General features: G+C 35.3%; 14 protein-coding genes and 1 pseudogene. 6 read left to right on the forward strand and 9 right to left on the reverse strand.

Translation table 11 applies throughout. The annotated features are described in order from the left end of the window. Positions 1-30 precede the first annotated feature (30 nt). The 3 genes from CUC15_RS14570 to CUC15_RS14580 all read right to left on the reverse strand — a co-directional run bounded on the left by CUC15_RS14570 (position 31) and on the right by CUC15_RS14580 (position 3553). Entirely contained in the window at positions 31-879 is an 849-nt protein-coding gene (locus CUC15_RS14570; protein ID WP_423241344.1) for a sugar ABC transporter permease, read from the reverse strand. A gap of 2 nt (positions 880-881) precedes the next feature. Continuing rightward, entirely contained in the window at positions 882-2186 is a 1305-nt protein-coding gene (locus CUC15_RS14575) for a carbohydrate ABC transporter permease (RefSeq protein ID WP_114917359.1), read from the reverse strand. Positions 2187-2275: 89 nt separating this feature from the next. Next, positions 2276-3553: an extracellular solute-binding protein gene (locus tag CUC15_RS14580; RefSeq protein ID WP_114917360.1), complete on the reverse strand. Its 1278-nt coding sequence runs from the start codon at positions 3551-3553 to the stop codon at positions 2276-2278. 600 nt (positions 3554-4153) lie between these two features. On the opposite strand from CUC15_RS14580, the gene CUC15_RS14585 reads away from it, so the two are divergent. From CUC15_RS14585 to CUC15_RS14595, 3 genes are all read left to right on the forward strand, one after another. Then, positions 4154-5935 carry an alpha-glycosidase gene (locus tag CUC15_RS14585; RefSeq protein ID WP_114917361.1) on the forward strand — a complete coding sequence of 594 codons (1782 nt, stop codon included), beginning with the start codon at positions 4154-4156 and terminating at the stop codon, positions 5933-5935. A gap of 584 nt (positions 5936-6519) precedes the next feature. After that, positions 6520-7662: an MGDG synthase family glycosyltransferase gene (locus tag CUC15_RS14590; protein WP_114917362.1), complete on the forward strand. Its 1143-nt coding sequence runs from the start codon at positions 6520-6522 to the stop codon at positions 7660-7662. Positions 7663-7665: 3 nt separating this feature from the next. After that, positions 7666-8847, forward strand: coding sequence for an MFS transporter (locus CUC15_RS14595; RefSeq protein WP_114917363.1), 1182 nt, complete (start codon positions 7666-7668; stop codon positions 8845-8847). 55 nt (positions 8848-8902) lie between these two features. Here the strand turns inward: CUC15_RS14595 and CUC15_RS14600 are convergent, their stop codons facing one another. The 5 genes from CUC15_RS14600 to CUC15_RS14620 form a co-directional block, all read right to left on the reverse strand. After that, positions 8903-9331: a VOC family protein gene (locus tag CUC15_RS14600; protein WP_114917364.1), complete on the reverse strand. Its 429-nt coding sequence runs from the start codon at positions 9329-9331 to the stop codon at positions 8903-8905. A gap of 356 nt (positions 9332-9687) precedes the next feature. Then, complete coding sequence (locus tag CUC15_RS14605; protein WP_114917365.1) at positions 9688-9927, reverse strand: ferredoxin family protein; 240 nt, start codon at positions 9925-9927, stop codon at positions 9688-9690. Between the two features lie 141 nt (positions 9928-10068). After that, positions 10069-12237 (reverse strand): DNA topoisomerase III, encoded by a 2169-nt coding sequence (locus CUC15_RS14610; RefSeq protein WP_114917366.1) that lies wholly within the window; start codon positions 12235-12237, stop codon positions 10069-10071. Between the two features lie 370 nt (positions 12238-12607). Beyond that, the gene (locus tag CUC15_RS14615; RefSeq protein ID WP_114917367.1) at positions 12608-13156 is read right to left on the reverse strand and encodes a redoxin domain-containing protein; all 549 of its coding nucleotides are present in this window, start codon (positions 13154-13156) and stop codon (positions 12608-12610) included. 16 nt (positions 13157-13172) lie between these two features. Then, the gene (locus CUC15_RS14620; RefSeq protein WP_114917368.1) at positions 13173-13913 is read right to left on the reverse strand and encodes a cytochrome c biogenesis CcdA family protein; all 741 of its coding nucleotides are present in this window, start codon (positions 13911-13913) and stop codon (positions 13173-13175) included. A 492-nt stretch (positions 13914-14405) separates the two neighbouring features. On the opposite strand from CUC15_RS14620, the gene CUC15_RS14625 reads away from it, so the two are divergent. Beyond that, the gene (locus CUC15_RS14625; RefSeq protein ID WP_114917369.1) at positions 14406-15158 is read left to right on the forward strand and encodes a FixH family protein; all 753 of its coding nucleotides are present in this window, start codon (positions 14406-14408) and stop codon (positions 15156-15158) included. 193 nt (positions 15159-15351) lie between these two features. On the opposite strand, the pseudogene CUC15_RS14630 reads toward CUC15_RS14625, so the two are convergent. Then, positions 15352-15611: pseudogene (locus CUC15_RS14630) on the reverse strand (DUF2935 domain-containing protein); the annotation flags it as partial. 237 nt (positions 15612-15848) lie between these two features. Between CUC15_RS14630 and CUC15_RS14635 the strand changes: the two are divergent. Together CUC15_RS14635 and CUC15_RS14640 are read left to right on the forward strand one after the other, a co-directional pair. Beyond that, positions 15849-17144 carry a YheC/YheD family protein gene (locus CUC15_RS14635; protein WP_114917370.1) on the forward strand — a complete coding sequence of 432 codons (1296 nt, stop codon included), beginning with the start codon at positions 15849-15851 and terminating at the stop codon, positions 17142-17144. Further along, positions 17131-18471: a YheC/YheD family endospore coat-associated protein gene (locus CUC15_RS14640; RefSeq protein WP_162800329.1), complete on the forward strand. Its 1341-nt coding sequence runs from the start codon at positions 17131-17133 to the stop codon at positions 18469-18471. The genes CUC15_RS14635 and CUC15_RS14640 overlap by 14 nt, the downstream gene beginning before the upstream one ends. Positions 18472-18715: the final 244 nt, after the last annotated feature.

An 18715-nucleotide genomic window follows, 5' to 3' on the forward strand; every position in this document is an offset into this window, starting at 1 on the left:
TTCTCTAAAATTAGCAGCATTACCCCAATGCTAACCTTTTGTTCCACCTGCAGTTAATCCTGATACAAAATTCTTTTGCAGCATAAAGAATAGGATACTAATTGGTACAGCAATTAAGATTGCCCCAGCTGCAAAAAGTGCTACTTTTTGATTCATTGGATTATTAATAAAGGTTTGCAGTCCTATTGCTACTGTGAAATTATCAGGTGTACGCAACAGGAACCTTGCAAGCATATATTCTCCAAATGGTGCCATGAAGGCCCACAGGGCTTGAACAGCTAGCATTGGTTTCACCAAAGGCAATACAATTTGGATAAATATTCGAAAATGGCCTGCTCCATCAAGCTTAGCGGATTCATCCAAGTCAATTGGCACCGTATCAAAATATCCCTTCATCAGCCAAGTATTCATAGGAATGCCCCCACCAATGTAGATGAATATTAAGAACCAATTTTGGTCCAATGCACCAAAAAGCAAGGCCATAACATAGAAAGCAGTTAATGCAGCAGTCGTCGGTACCATTTGAATAATTAAAAAGAACATTAAACTTCTTTTTCTTCCAATGAAACGATATCTGCTATACGTATAACCGGCTAACGTAATGATCGCAACTTGGACAACCATCGTAATAACAGCAATAATTAAAGTATTCAAATACCAATCACCATATAGGGTTTCAGTAAATAGTCTCCTGAAATTATCTAGCGTCCAATTAGCATTAAAGTTCAAGTCAAAAGCAGTTATATTTCCTGCTTTAAATGCTGAGCTTGCTGTTATCAATAGTGGATAAATGATAATAATTGCTAATAGGATAAGATAAAAGTAAGTAAAGAACTTGCTTAGAGACAGGGAAAATTTTTGGGATTTAAAGAGATTCATTATTAATCCTCCATTTCAAAAGCTCTTGTTCTTTTAAATACAAGTAAGGAAATAATAATTACAAAGGCAGAAATAAACAATGTTACCGCTGCTGCCACAGAATATTGTGGTGAAGTTCCAGTTGTTAGTTTATATATCCAGGAAATTAAAATATCAGTTGATCCTGCTCCTGCACCGATACTGCCTGGGCCACCTTCATTAAATAGATAAATCATCGTGAAATTATTAAAGTTACCTGTATACTGTGTAATAAAAATAGGTGCAGCTATCATGAATATCGTAGGCAATGTAATATGCCTGAATCGTTTAATTGCGTTTGCACCATCAATTTTCGCTGCTTCATATTGTTCTTCTGGAATGGATTGTAAAATACCTGACACCAAAACATATATATAAGGAAAACCTAACCATCCTTGAATCATAATAATTGCAATTTTAGTCCAAAATGGATCTGTCTTCCATGGAATCGCACCTAAATCAATAAATGGCAGAAGCGAATCTAAAAGCGGAATTACTTGTGTATTTATTGCACCAATGCTGTCATTAAACATATTTGAGAAACTCATAATGGTAATAAACGCAGGTACAGCCCATGGCAGCAAGAAGATAATACCAAAGAATCTTTTAGCGATGATGAATTTTTGATTTAATACGACCGCAGTAAAGACACCGATAACAATTTGCAAGGTTGTTGCACATACTGTCCAAATAATCGTCCAGCTTAAAACAGACATGAATGTATCTCTATATGAACTTAGAAGAAATATACTGACAAAGTTCTTAAATCCTACCCAATCAATTAAACTAGCTGGTGGAATATGATAGAAATCATAGTTTGTAAAAGCGATCAGTAATGTTACTAAAACTGGAAAGATAATGGCGAATATCATTGCAAGATATGCTGGAATTGTTAATAAGTATGGAAAACCACTGTCAGAGACATTGCTCATGATCGATTTAATAGTAGTATTTACCTTTTTATTTTCAACCCATAATTTCGCAACTTTCCTTGCATCATATATGTTAACAATATAAAACAGTAAAAAGATAGCAATGATGAGGAGCTGCAAGGAGCCTTCAATCAGCATGAATAGAGAGTGATGCTCTCCTGCAACACTGCCGAGTGAAACCAATCCAGCTAATGCACCCGCACCAAACCCTATCATTTCTATAATAAATAACAGAAAAACAGCTAGAAATACGATTCCTTTAAAAACTTGTTTATTATAAAATTGGCCTAACCCTGGAATAAAAGAGAGCAATGTCGCATTTCGAATGCGCTTTATATCTAGCTCTGTGTACTTCACAATTATTTCACTCCCCCTAAAAGTGCACTTTCTCTAAGAATGAGATTTGGCAGAGATCAGAGTTAATCTCTGCCAAAAATTGCAGGATATTATTGATACTTCTGTTCGATATTTCCGCTAATTACTTCAACTGCATCATTTGCCGATTGTTCAGGTGTTTTATTCCCAGATGCACTATCAAACATTAATGTTTGTGCACCAGTCCAAACTTCTGCCATTTCTGGAATATTCGGCATAGGAACAGCAGAATTATATTGGTTAATTACAGCTATCGTTAATTCGTCGTCCCCTTGGGCTACAACTTCTCTTGTATTTTGATTAGCAGGAACCTCAGCATTCATTTCAACTAACAGTTGTTGATTTTCATCATTTGTTACAAAATCCAACCAATTTTGTGCAGCCTCTTTGTTTTCAGCATAATTACTGATAATCCAGCCTTTACCACCAGCGAAAGGTTGGTAATTTTCTCCATTTGGCAATGTTGGAATTGTTGAAACACCATAATTAACTCCTGCTTCTGTATAATTATTTGCGGACCATGGTCCACCAATAATGGCTGCAGCTTTTCCGTTTGTAAATTGCTCATCAATAAAGTTACCGGAAGTAGTAGCATCTAGCATACCCTGTGGCCAAATATCCTTTAACCAGTGCGTTGCATATTCAATAGCTTCAATAGATTCAGCTGTGTTTAGTCCGATATCTGATGTATCGGTTCCTTCATCACCAAAAACATATCCACCATAACCAGAAAGTAAGCCATATGAATTATAGAAATCCAGCCAATTTGCTAAAAATGCTGTGCTCTTTCCTGATTCAGATTCAAAAGCAAACCTTTCATCTTCTGTTAATTTTTCAATTTCTTCAAACGTAGCTGGAGCCTTATCAATTAAGTCTTTGTTGTAATACATAATTAAAGATTCAATAACAAAAGGTGATCCGTAAACCTTTTCATTTATTGTGACTTGCTGCTGATCAACTTCATCATATCTACCATCATCCGGAAGCGTTACTTCAGCTAAATGACCTTGTTGGCCCAAATTTCCAATTCTATCATACGGTGCAATCATTACATCTGGAGCAAGCCCCGCTGGACCGTCTAATGGTAAAGCCTCTAAAGTGTCAAATAAATCTCTTTCAGTTACTGTAACAGTAACATCGTATTCTTCTTCAAATTTGGGAACGATTTCATTTACAAAATCAATATAGCCTTCCTCAATCCCGACTTCTAAAGTCGCAGAACTGCTATCCCCACTGTCCTCACCACTTCCACTGGTGGAAGTATCCTCACTATCACTGCATGCGGCTAAGAATAATGAACCAGATACTGCTAATCCGAGAGCCATTTTTTTCCAACCTATAGTATTCATTGTTATTTCCTCCCCTTATCTGTTTATCAAATCTCTTTAACTAAAACAAACTAATTCCCCTACTTTGCGGTCTGATAATTCTAACCATCTAATACATTGGTTTTAGGCTAACCAACATTAATTCTTTATAAGATTAAATGTATCCTAGCCTGACTCGTTATTATTCCGTAGAAATTCAAAGATAACATGACCTTAACATTCGCATCCACGATTTCCCTTTCAATCATTTCCCCCTTTTAGCATGATAGCAGGCAAACAAGATTGTGAAAACGTTTGCGCAACTTATAAATTTATTATAGCCCGTCTTGAAACCTAATGCAATCGTTTTCACTATTTTTTTATGAAAAACATTTTTTCATTAGGACTTCACGAAAATACAAGATTTATTAAAGAATTGTAATTGACAATATAAAAATCCTGCTGTACATTGAATTTATAAATAATAAGGGCAATGCTTTGTTTATTAACAACAACCCCGTTTTCCAATATAGGAAAGCGGGGTTTTATGTACTTAGAAGTAAAAAATGATAATACTTTCTAACATTACAGTTACATAGACTTAGCTAAGCTCGACTCTTCTAAATGAAAGGAATGATAATGATGTTTCGTGAAGCAATTTACCACCGGCCAAAAAATAATTACTCCTATGCCTATGACGAAAAAAGACTGCATATTCGCCTCAAAACAAAAAAACACGACATTGATCAGGTGAAGATCATTCATGGAGATCCTTACGATTGGGATGAAAATGGTTGGCAATTTAGTCGTAAAAATATGCTATTGCAAGCATCGGACGAATTTTTTGATTACTGGATTGTAGAAATAACCCCTCCTTTTCGCCGGCTGCGGTATGGATTCGAACTACAGAGCGGAAAGGAGAAACTCGTATATACGGAAAAAGGTTTTTACAATGTCGCTCCTACTGATGACACTGCCTACTATTTCTGCTTCCCATTTCTCAATGCTGCAGATGTATTCAAGGCACCTGAATGGGTAAAAGACACGGTTTGGTATCAAATATTTCCGGAGCGTTTTGCAAATGGTGATCCCAGTTTAAATCCAACTGGAACACTTTCTTGGGGGAAATCCAAACCAACACCGACTAATTTCTTTGGTGGTGATTTTCAGGGTGTCATTGACAATCTTGATTACTTAGTTGATCTAGGCATAAATGGAATTTACTTCACCCCTGTTTTTAAAGCGCATTCAAACCATAAATACGATACGATCGATTATATGGAAATTGATCCGCAATTTGGCGATAAAGAAACGTTCAGCCATCTAGTAAAAGAATGTCATCAACGTGGTATTCGTGTAATGTTAGATGCTGTATTTAATCACAGTGGCTATTATTTCTCACCATTTCAGGATGTTTTGAAAAATCAAGAGAAGTCTGCTTATAAAGATTGGTTTCATTTACGTAATTTTCCAGTTATCGAGGAGCCAAGACCAAATTATGATACATTTGCATACGTTGGATCAATGCCTAAGCTTAATACAGAACATCCAGAAGTAAGAGCATATTTACTTGAAGTTGCACGATATTGGACTGAAGAGTTTGACATTGATGGTTGGCGTTTAGATGTAGCAAATGAAGTTGACCATGCCTTTTGGAGAGAATTCCGCAAAGTTGTCAAAAAGAAGAATCCAGATGCTTATATTCTAGGTGAAATCTGGCATGATTCGATGCCGTGGTTACATGGTGATCAATTTGATGCAGTCATGAATTATCCATTTACAAATGGAGCAATTGACTTTTTTGCTAAAGATGCCATCGATGCAAGTAGCTTTGCTAATGCCATATCCAACGTTCTAACGATGTACCCTGCAAATGTTAATGAGGTTTCATTTAATCTGCTTGATAGTCATGATACACCTAGGATCTTAACACTGGCAAAGAAAAATAAAGCCCGGGTAAAATTGCTATATTTATTCCAATTGTCTTTTATCGGAACGCCTTGTATTTATTATGGCGATGAAATCGGAATGACTGGTGGTAATGATCCTGACTGCCGAGCATGCATGGAATGGGAAGAACAGAAACAAGATCAAGACCTATTTCATTATGTAAAATTACTAATCGAATTTCGAAAATCGGACTCCCTATTCGGTAATGGCGGTTCATTTAGATTTCTTCACACAGACAACAGACAAAATAGTATCGTTTATGAAAAATTTGATGGAGAAAGAAGGTTAATTTTTGTAGTTAATAATAGTAAGGCAGCAAGCGAGATTCCGATTAGCAGCCTCTTAAATTTGGAAACTGGTAAAATAGTTGAATGGATAATATTAGACCATTTATCTTTACAGAAAAAACCAGCTATGCTGGAATCTATAATCAGAGTACAACCATTAGGTTTTCGTATTTTTGAATTAAAATAAGCATGTACCGCTATTGGAAAAGAAGTGCTTGGATAAGAAAATTGGTACTTCTTTTCTAATCATTTCATGGCAAAATAAGGCTCCATCATCTTTGGCTAATTTTCACCTCTGATATAAACAACACTTTCTTATCCTTCTCATTCACTCTTCAAATTAAACTTTACTCTTATTACATGCAATCGCATCTATACAGGACGATGGTATCTCCTAACAAGGCCTCATTTGTAAATTTACTTAAATTGGACGGACCCACGTTGCATTTCCTTTCACATTTAATTTCTATTAATTATACTTTACCATCACTCTATAATGATTCTGTTTTAACCCCTGACAGGCAGTTAGCCTCCTTTAGCTAGCAGAATTATTTAGTTTTTAATAATTAATTAACAATTTCTTTAGACATTTTTAATAATTATCCATTATACTCTTAATATAATGAAAAGAATTTGATATTATCGAAGTAGGCATAGATTAGTATTTTTTGGAGGTTAAGAAACTATAATACTTTCTTTCTGCATAAGTGCAACTAATGGTGTCACTGATGAGCATGGTGACAACAAAGTTTTCTAACGAAAGGTGATTGGATGATACAGAATTCGAAAATATTGATATTAACCGGTAGTTACGGAAATGGTCATTTAAAGGTTTCGAAAACGCTTAAAGAAACGTTTCTGAAAAACGGATGCAATGAAGTCATTGAGTCTGACTTATATTTAGAAGCCCACCCCCTCTTAACGAAGGCGACGAAGTTTTTATATATTAAGAGCTTTTCATATGGTCAGAAGCTATATGGTTCCTTCTATTACGCAGGCAATAAAGATAAGAATAGCTTGCCCTTAGATTTTATGAACTACTATGGTAGAAAAACGCTTGCAAATTTAGTGAAGGCCTTTAATCCCGATATTATCATTAATACATTTCCAATGGTCGTTGTTCCAGAATTCCTGAGGAAATCCGGTTCGCCTATTCCGATGGTAAATGTCTTAACAGATTTTGGCCTGCATAATAACTGGACACATGAAGAAATTACGCGATATTTTGTTGCATCAGAAGATTTGAAAGCTGCTATGGTAAAAAAGGGGATTTCACCAGATAAAATTAAAGTTTCGGGGATACCAATCGAACCAAGCTTTGAACAGCAATCTGATCGTGCTTCATTAGTTGAATCATATGGTTTAAATTCCGATAAGCCTCTCACTTTACTTGCTTCTGGTGCTTATGGTGTGTTGAAAAATATGGTAGATATCGTCAATCGTCTTCTTAACATTGAGGATAATCAGGTGATTGTTGTTTGTGGACACAATAAAAAACTCAAAACGAATTTAATCAATAAATTCGGTGAGAATAAAAATGTGCAAATTTTAGGCTATACAAATAAAATGGACGACTTAATGAAAATGGCTACTGTAATGGTAACGAAGCCTGGTGGAATCACATTAAGTGAAGCATTAGCCGTACAGGTTCCATTAATTTTATATCGCTCTGTTCCCGGTCAAGAACGGGAAAATGCTATATTTTTTGAACAAAATGGGGCTTCTCTTAACGTTGGCAACCCTGACAAACTCATCGATGCAATAACGAATGTAATTTCCGACGATAAGCTGCGACGGGAGATGAAGCGTCAGATGAAATCCTTATACCATGCCAATGCATCTGAAGTTATTTATGATAATGTTAGTGAGATAATTGCTAGCGAACAAATAAAACTAAAGAAGGAAATTATTTAACAAATGGCTATTCTTAAAGGCATTTCCGCTAAGCAGGAATTTTTCTTACTTGTGATCGCCCTTTTTCTCATCGAATTTGTGCGCGGCGCATTTATTTTTAGCTTTCTCCCTGGATTATCGATTCATCCTTTAGGGATTTCTTTAACGATAATCGGGGTGGCGGTATCCATTCATTTTATTGGGGATTCTGTAACAAACCTAATCATTGGTTATGTTATGAAACCACTTGGCAGCAATCTTGTGATTCATTTAAGCTTTTTTATTTCTTTGGTTAGCTTAACAATTGCTGCTACATGGACAAATAGTTTCACAATGATTTTTAGTGCCCTTTTATTAGGGATTGGTGTCTGCCCGCTTTGGATTATTTTATTAGCAAAAGCAGGAAATAAAAAACGTGGTCAAAATATTAGCATTGTTTATTTTGGCTGGCTTTCAGGAATCGGTGCAGGGCTTGTTACGATGAACCACTTTTTGCAGTTTAATATCCATCATATTTTGTGGTTTCTGCCAATACTCGTTCTCCTCGGTTGGATAATTTATAGCCTTGCCAACAAAGGGGACATATCCTATCGTCATTCCGATTTAAAGGAGCAACGAGATATTACGTTCCGCTTATTAAAAACAAGTAAGGTGGTTGTACCTGGATTAATATTTCAGGGCATTGCAATCGGCATGATTATCCCTATTCTCCCAGCATTTGCAATTAATGTTCTGGGGGTAACCACGAATCAGTATTCCTTGTTAATGCTGTTAGGTGGAGGAAGTGCACTGTTATTTCTCGTACCAATCGGAAAGCTAGTCGATCGTATTACCAATAAATTAATTCTGTTTATAATAGGCCTATGTCTGCTTGCAATGTCACTATTATTTTTAATTATTAGCCCAAATCTTGCTGTAACAATCTCAATCGTTGTTTTTCTAGGGATATGTTATGCCCTATATTTACCCGCTTGGAATTCTTTTATTGCGAGCTACATTCCAGAAAATCTAAAGGAGGCCGGTTGGGGAATATTCTCGGCATTACAAGGGTTTGGCGTAATGATTGGACCTACAGTTGGTAGTATTTTGGCCCATCAAAACAATATTATCACTACAATACAATTCAGTGCAGGTATTTTCGGATTGACTGCTGTCATCTATTTATTTTATTCATTATGGTATAGAAATAAGAATTTATTGCTGTAACATCTGTTTATATCAATAAGTAAAGCCGAGTTTTTAGAAAACTCGGCTTTACTTATTAATATCCCATTCCTCCACTATCCAAGTTAAATTGCCAACCGATTCCAAATTTGTCAGTTACTTGTCCATAGAGCTTGCTCCACGATGTTTCTTGAAGCTCCAATCCAACTTCTCCACCCTCACTCAATTTCTCGTAGGCGGCTCTAATCTCATCCTCATTTTTATTAATTACAGCTAAAGTAATGTTATTACCTTCAACAAACGGCATCCCAGGGAAATTATCGGAAAACATCACATTACTTCCATCAATATTGAGTCTCGTATGCATGACCAAATCCTCTGTTCCCTCTGGTAAAGGATATTCCGGGTCAGACGGCTGATCACCAAAAGTCATAATTTTAGGCTTCTCTGTTCCAAAAACCTCTGCATAAAATAATACAGCTTCTCGACAATTACCATTAAACGTAAGATAGATATCAACTGACATTTGACTCACTCCTTCGTAACTTTTATGACTGCATCTTACCACTAATTCTGACAGAATCCTAATTTTTTTCTATCTATTATCAAACGTTTACATTTGTGTAAAACAAGTATAAGTAAACTGTCGTTTGATGACAAGTTACAATATAATTTTCATAGCTCGGCAGGGAATATGAGATTTTTCTAGATCAAGAACTTACTCGGGATAAAACCTCAAACCTTGGCATCCGGAAAAAGCAATACCATATAAATTTTGCTACACTACATTTAAACTTCATAGATTCACTGAAGAAAATCCCCAATAATATGCCACAGTATGACCTGTCCATTTTTTGGGGATTATTATTTTCCTTATTTATCTTATCTATTTAAGAAAAATTCCTCCGCCTTTTCTAAGAAAATTTCTTGATCTGGTGTTAAATCATACTCTTCTTCAATTGCAGAAACCGGGCAAACTGCCTTACATGCACCACAATCTATACAAACATCTGGATCAATGTAAAATTGGTCTGGACCTTCTTCAATGCAATCTACTGGGCAGACACTCACACATTCCGCTGCCTTCTCAGGACCACATGGATCTAATATAACAAAAGCCATTTTATGTTTTACCTCCTTATGTCCTAATTAATAATGATTCCCTACTTAGTTTAATGATATATGGAGTTCGATTGCAAGTAAACTGCATTCTTATTAATGCAAATAAAGAGCCCTCCATCATAAAATGGAGAGCCCGCATTCTTATTTCTTCCACTTTGCAAGTGCATCTGCAAGAGCATTATTCGTAAATCCATCATCCTGTTTCTTTAAATACTTGTTCACATCGCTTTTCGACACTTTATGTTTCTTCTCACGTTGCTTACGTTCATTAAAAGTAGAGAGCTTCTCTCGGTGACCACACGAACAAGTGAACATTTGTCCATCACCCTCACCACGTAATTCTAAACGTTTATGGCAATTTGGGCATCGGGCATTCGTTACTTTTGCAATATTTTTCTTATGACCACATGCACGATCCTGGCAGACGAGCATTCGTCCATTTCTATTTTTCACTTCCAGCATGAGCTTGCCACAGTTCGGACATTTTGTTCCTGTGATGTTATCATGCTTGAATTTTTCATCACTGCCTTTAATTTCCGAAACAACCTCTTTTGTATATTCCTTGATTTCCGTAATAAACTTGGCCTTGTTTAGTTTCCCATCAGCAATCCGGCTAAGCTTCTGCTCCCATTCTGCAGTTAATGCAGGTGAGCGTAATCCCTCGGGAACGAGGTCAAGCAATTGACGACCTTTCGAAGTAATGAAAATATGCTTACCCTTCAATTCCATCGACATACTATTAAATAATTTCTCTATGATATCGGCGCGTGTTGCAACAGTTCCCAACCCACCAGTTTGATTGATCGTATTTGCGAGATGCTTCTCGTCTGTACTCATATAGCGAACCGGATTTTCCATTGCTTGAAGCAGTGCACCTTCTGTAAAGCGTTCCGGTGGTTTCGTTTCACCTGAAGTTTGCGTAACCTTTAAGCTGCTGAAGGTATCCCCTTTCTCAACTGCCGGTAATCGCTGGTCATCATGATTCTCATCATCAAAACGGTTATCGTAAATTTCCTTCCAGCCCTGCTTTTTAATGACCTTACCTCGCGCTTGAAAATGAACATTTTCAATTTGTGCATGAATCGTTGTTTGTTCATATTCATGCGGATCTGATAACACAGCTAAGAAACGTTTGACAACAAGATCATAAATCCTTCGTTCCTGATCTGTTAAATCAGACAAGACGACATGCTGTTCGGTTGGGATGATAGCATGGTGATCAGATACCTTGGAATTATCGACAACGGATTTTCCAAGCTTGAAGTCTTTACGCAACACCTTGCTAGCTGCCTTTGCATATTGGTCTACCCCACATGTCTTAACACGATCCTTCAACGTTGGCACGATATCGGTTGTAATAACTCTTGAATCCGTTCGTGGATACGTTAGCACCTTATGTTGTTCGTAAAGCTTTTGCATAATCGAAAGGGTTTGTTTCCCTGAAAAGTTAAAGATTCGATTGGCATCGCGTTGTAATTCTGTTAAGTCATAAAGCTGTGGTGCGAATTTCTTTTTAAATGCCTTTTCTACATTTGTAACTGTTGCAGGCTTGTTTTGAATTTTCTTCAGTAAGGCATCTGCTTTTTCCTTGGAAAACATTCTTGAGTTATTCTTCTCGTCTTGCCACCTTAATATAAATCCTTTATCTGTTTTCGCTTCAATACCATAAAATTTCCGTGGCTTGAATTGTTTAATTTCTTCTTCTCTTGCTGCTACCATTGCTAGTGTTGGTGTTTGTACACGTCCAGCCGATAACTGTGCATTAAATTTAGTTGTAAGTGCACGGGTTGCATTTAGACCTACATACCAATCTGCCTCTGAACGAGCAACTGCCGACGCATATAAATTCTCGTAATTTTTTCCTGGTTTTAACTGCCTGAAGCCATCACGAATCGCTTTATCCGTTACCGATGAAATCCATAATCGTTTAATCGGCTTATTCACATGAACTTTTTCCAGAATCCATCTTGCAACAAGCTCACCTTCACGACCTGCGTCTGTCGCAATGACAATGTCAGTTACATCCTTTCGACTGATCTGCGTTTTAACTGCACTGAATTGTTTGCCAGTCTTTTTCATCACGACAAGCTTCAGATTGGAAGGGAGCATTGGCAGGTCTTCCATTCGCCATGTTTTATATTTATCATCATAGGTTTCTGGATCTGCCAATGTAACCAAATGGCCCAGTGCCCATGTCACAATATATTTCGATCCTTCTAAATAACCGTTTCCCTTTTTGCTGCACCCAAGCACACGGGCGATATCTCGGCCAACAGAAGGTTTCTCTGCTAGAACTAATGTTTTACTCATGTAAAAAATCCTCTCTTATAAAAACATCTATTGCTACTTTACCATAAAAGATTGATAACGTGCAGGTTTGCTGAGTTGAATTGGATAATCGAGAGCAATTGCTACAATTTCGATTGAGATTCTCTGTAAATCAAGCGAACTTGCCTCCATTTCACAATGAGTCTAATCAATTTGAACGATAACCTCGCCGCATTTACAAAATTTCTGATTTTCTTCTTTAAAATAGACGAAACCAATTTTCCACCTTTTCCCTAGGTCTGGTTAAAGGAAAGAGGAGTAAATTGAACTTTTCCTTTTACTTATTCAATTCGGCATTTTAAACGATTTCAGCACGTCCAAAATATGCATTGTTATTACAAAACGTCGCTTTCTAATCCATTTTCTCAAACTCTTGGTCTATCAGTTCATAATTTAACACTCCAAGAGCCTTGTATTGAATTATTCCATTTGAATCAATCATAAATGAAGTTGGAATTTGATGTATTTCATAAATAAGACCCACATCGTTTCCCTCATCTAGTAGTACAGGGAATTGTAAATCAAGATCTTTTACAAAATCCCGTATTTTCTGTTTGCTTGGTTCTGTATTCACTAAATTCACTGCCAACACCACAACGTCCTTATCTTGATAAAATTTTTCTAAATCTGGCATTTCAGTACGACAAGGTTCACACCATGTGTTCCAGAAGTTCAATATAACTCGACTGCCATGATAATCCGATAACTGCACGCTTTCTCCTTTTAACGTTTGAAGTCTAAAATTAGGTGCAAAGTTTCCTATACTTAATCCTACATTATTTTCGATTCTCTCATCCCCGCTTAAATTTGATATATCGTTAGATTTTGATTGAGAAACTAAATCGTATATTGCCCAACCAAACATCCCAACGAGAACAATGATAATAATCGCCCTTTTCATAAAATATTGCCTCCTGCTATCCAATATTAGACAGCCAACTATCCTGTATGAGTTGAAACAAGAAAATAGATAAACGCGTTAGTTGACCTGTATACAAGAAGATTCCCGTTAAAATCATAATACTCCCGCCTGCTTTCATAATCTTTTGACTATAGCGTACAAGCCATTTTGCGGAACCTAGGAAAAAGGATAGTACAATAAATGGGATTGCAAAACCAACTACGTACATAATCGTATAAAAAATTCCTTGTGTTGAATTACTTCCTGCTATCACCAAGATAGAAGCAAAAATCGGTCCTATACAGGGGGTCCAACCAGCTGCAAAACCCATTCCAACAATAAAAGTGCCTACATAGCCCGCTCGTTTTTTACCAAAATTAAACCGTCTTTCTTTCATAAACCAAGTCAAAGGTAGCCATCCAGCTACAAACAACCCCATAACAATAATAAAAATCCCTGCAATTCTTTGAAAAAAAATTCCTAAAGCACCTGATAACAATCCTTGAACCCATTGCCCTAGCAATGTAGCACCAAATCCTAAACTAAGAAAAATCATAGAAACGCCCAGCAAGAAAAAAATAGAATGGAGCAGTAATTTACGACGAACTTTTATATCCCGTTGATATTGAATTTCTTTTAAACTCATACCAGTTATATACGAAAGATAAGCTGGAAATATCGGTAATGTACAAGGGGAAAGAAAAGTTAAAGAGCCAGCAAATAAAGCAATCCATAGCGTAATATCTGAGGCATTCATTATTTCACCCCTCTTCCATTTCAAAGTAATACCACTTCTTTTACCAATTACATATATGTATATTCATAACTAACAACTATACCTGTGCGATAGCCTTCGACTAAAAATGGAATGCATTAATTGACATACTTAAAATAAGGACACTGGTTTTCTACCTAAACTTAGAAGGGACATTAAAATATTCAGAAGTAAAACTTAATCGTGGTCATTTTAATGTTAAAGAGTGGTTGTTTTGAAAAATTAACCCCCCATAGATATATGCCTATACCAAGTGACTTCTTTTACATATATATAACCGTAACACCCACATCAAACTGCATTGTTTTTAATAAAAAATAGAAAGCAAACACTGGATCTATGGCTTACCCTGCCATAAACTCATTTAAGCCTAAATTTAATTTCTTTAATCTCTTGAAAATACAATTCTATGTCCGGAAAAAATCACTCTTTTCTTAATAAAATAATCTAGTAATACTATACGGAGGATTGGATATGTCTAAAATATTTAAGACGTTAATATTCATTCTATTATTAGCTATGACTTCTTCTTGTCAAAATACCGACACAAGTACAAACTTTGGAGAACCCCCCCATCTTTCAGTAGACTTTGTAGTTCCTGACTCGGCCAATACTGGGGACACTATAGAATTAATTGCTACCGTTACCTATAATGGGAAAATTGTAAATGATGCCGATAAAATCACTTTTGAAATGTGGCAAGAGGGAAGAAAAGAAGATAGTACTATGATTGAATCAGTTAATAATGGAGATGGGTCGTATACAGCAGAAATGACATTCCAACAGGATGGAATTTATAATATATATGCCCATGTTACCGCAAAAGATTTGCATAGCATGCCACAGAAATCCATCACGGTTGGTAAAAGTGTGAATGATGAATCGGAAAATGAAGAAGTTTCAAAGGATCATAATCACGAAGCTAGTAATGAGAAGTTTTCTATGCATTTCACGAATCCTGGTGAAGTTAATTTAACAGAAATGACGAAAATCATGGTTCACTTACAAATGAATGAGAAACCTTTGGAAAAAGCAATGGTTCGTTATGAAATTTGGAATTACGCTATTTCAGATACACATTACTGGATAGATGCTGAGGAATTAATACCCGGTGAATATACAATCAATTACGAATTTCCGAAGGCTGGCACTTATACTATACAAGTTCATGTAGAAAATAATCATGGGCTCCATGAACATGATACGTTCAAATTAAAAGTAAACTGATTCAATTAAATGAAAATACAATAGCCCCCATATAGCTATTTTGACAACTTCAACCAAATCTAGTATTTTCTCTGGGCATTTACAAAAAACAACCCATCAAGTAACAATTAATTAATACATTATAGCAGGCATAAACAGCCTGCTTTAATAATTTTGGGGTTTCGAAAGTCATTTAAGATATGAAGCAGGTCTCTTGAAAAACCTGTTGGTCAAAATCATGTCTAAATTCTCTCGCCTGGTCTACTAATTTACGTTCAAAAGGATCTAATAGATGCCCGATAACTTAGAATGATCAGGCATAATCTTAAGAAAGATGATAAACTGCCGCGCTTCATCAATTAACTGTTGCTGTTCATAAGTGAAGCCTAAGCTCAAAAACAAGGTATGTTCTTTCATAATTCTAGTCCAAAATTGAATTTCATTTAACGATTTGATAACAATTGGATGTGCCATCCAACAACTCACCCTTCTTTTAAATTGACAACCTCACAAAAGTATATCTGGTTGCTTGTTTTTATTCTTACTTATAAAGTTAGGCTGAAAGTCATCGATTTATTGCAGTGGGAAACTTTTTCTTCTGTTTTTATTTTCTAATATGAACCATCCAATTTCCCTTTGTAATTCATCACAAGTTAATCGAATATCTCATATTATTTGTATATAGTGATTAAAACAGATGAGGCGATTTAAATGGATAAAGAATATTATCATAAAATCATATCTCTATATGAACAAAATCAAAAAATTAAAGATTTATTAGATCAGGAGATTGAGCAAATTGAATCTTTATTAAGGCTAGAAAAGCTTGATGACCAGTCAAGAGAAAACTTCATTGTTCTTCAAAAATCAATGGAGAAGCTAAAAGAAAATAAAAGCGATCTGGATGGCTTATACAACAGTTTGAATCAAAAGTCTAGAGTTAATTTTGGGATTCTATATCCTTCCAAAGATGAAAATCTATATGTTTACCTGCTTCAAAAATTTAAAGAATTATCCAAGTTTTATGATGAGGAAATTATCTTATTCACCATGGAAGATCTTGACCTTAAAAAAATGACTGTAAAAGGTACCGTTATTTCTGGTTCAAAACTAAAACAGCGCTTAGTTGCAATTCCCCCATTTATTTATAATATAACTTTCCATTCCAAGAGATTAAGTATAAATAGAATGAAGCAGCTTCGTAAACTAGGGATATGCAAAACAATCAATCCAATAAACACGTTTAACCAAACAATGATTCTTGACATTCTATCCTCTTTACCTGAAATAGGACCTTTCATTCGATCTTATAGCCTTTTCTCACCGTCATCATTAGAAAGATATTTTGAAGAAAATGATTTCATTTTAATAATTCCGGAGAATGAAATAAGTCGCAGTTCTATTATCCATGTTTCCAAATCCGGAAATGAAGATGAACCAATATTTCATATTGTCCATAATGGAATAAGGATTGAATGTTCCTGCGAAAGTATATTTAAAGAATTAAAGAAAAGGATGAAGGGACAGAATTATCTAATCATGAAAGGAATACCTACACTGTTATGGATGAACACCCCTTTAGAGATACGTGTATATTTACAAAAAACGATACATGGTAAATGGGAAATAACAGATATGATTGGAAAAAGTGAATTCCTTTCTACAGAAACATACAAAAAAAACATCTGTGAACAACTGCCTTGGATATTAAAAAAAGTAATTCCAGAGAAATCCCCTGATATTTTAAATAATTTAACGTATGTAAGTATAAAAGCAGGAAGCTATCTAGATTATTTCATTCCGAATTTAGGTAGTTTGGCGATTGATTTTTTACTTGATCATAAAGGAAACCCTAACTTATTCTATATAAAAGGATGGGAAAATAAGAACTTTTTAAGAGAAGCAAATAAAGACAGCTGGGACACATTTATTCAAAATAGCTTTCATTATTTATTTTTTTTGTATCAAAATAGTCGAATGGATACAGATGCAAATGACATGGATTAACATTCAGCAGGCCGAAAACAATTCTGAAAAGAATATAATATTTATGCCTTCTTTTCTTTCTGACGGGTTATCTTCTAACGTACAACTTTCTTTTGGACAGAGAAGAATAAAAGCAATTGTGAAGACTACAACGTCACAATCCATCGAAGTAAATGATTACTCAAATCCTATGCAAATCTATTTGTCAGCAAATTTATTGAATGAATTACTCGTGCAAACTGAAATAACATATCAACTAAAGATTCATGATAATGAATGTACCATCGGTCCTATTATCGGACTGCATCTTGGTGAACAGCAATACTATTATCATAATAGACATATGAAACAATATATAGATTCCATGCATGACTATCAAAGTATAGGCGGTTTAATAATTGCATTTAAAGATGGTTCCATTGATGAGACTGAAAATTGCGTTTATGGTCTTTACTATCATGATAGGAAGAAGCAATGGCGATATGGTAAATTTCCTTTACCATCAGTCATATTTAGACGCGCATATAAAACAACACAAGATTTAGCGGATAGATTATACAAAAAAACGAATGGAAATTTATTTAATTCAATTAGTCTTACAAAATGGGATGTTTACTTAAAAATAAGGGAATATCAAACCTTTAAGGAATTTTTACCAGAAACAGCAAAAGTAATTAATGGTCAAGATGTAAAGAAGTTTTTAAGAAAACATTCGGAAATAATATTAAAACCAGCAGATTTATCCAGAGCGCGAGGAATTTGTATTATTAAAACTGTTTCGACCGAGACATTTCTATTATTCGATTACAGTAATGGTGTTTTATTAAAAACGATTGTAGACAATATTAAACTACAAGAATTTCTAAGATCAGGTAATTTTTTAAATGGTAATTACATTGCTCAGCCTTATATTAATTTGGCAAAAATAAATAATTCCCCTTGGGATATACGAGTCGTTATGCAAAAGAATAGGAAGAAACAATGGCAATGTAATGGTATTGAGTGCCGTCTAGCTGGAAAAGAACATCTAATCACAAATATCTCCCGTGGTGGCAGTGCATTATCAATCAGAGAGGCTACATCATTAAGCTTTGGAGAACAATTTACCACTGTAATCAAAGCGAAAGTAAAAGATGCAGCATTTGAATTCTGCAGGATTATGGAACAGACGAATGAACACTTTGCAGAATTTGGACTCGATCTCGCTTTCGATACGAATCAAAAATTATGGTTTATTGAAGCAAATACAAGGCCTTCATTTAAAGGATTTAAGACAATGGATCTGAATAACTACTATCATATCTCCACTGCACCAATTCATTATGCAGCTTCACTGGCGGGCTTTTAATAGATAAGTAAGTACTGACTACAAAGTTACCATACTCTGTAGTTAGTACTTACTAGTTTACCGTGCGCAGAGAACAATCAAAAACAGACTTTATCCAAAGCCTGTATTTTAAGTGCATTTTTTATACTATCATATGGCTAAAATACTTACAGAGAAGGGAATTTTTCAATACTTTTTGTGCTTCTACAAGTTCTATTAACACATTACATACACAAGATTCTGGCCTATTCTCTTGTTCCGTTGC

This window comes from Oceanobacillus zhaokaii, assembly GCF_003352005.1.
Lineage (GTDB): Bacteria > Bacillota > Bacilli > Bacillales > Amphibacillaceae > Oceanobacillus > Oceanobacillus zhaokaii.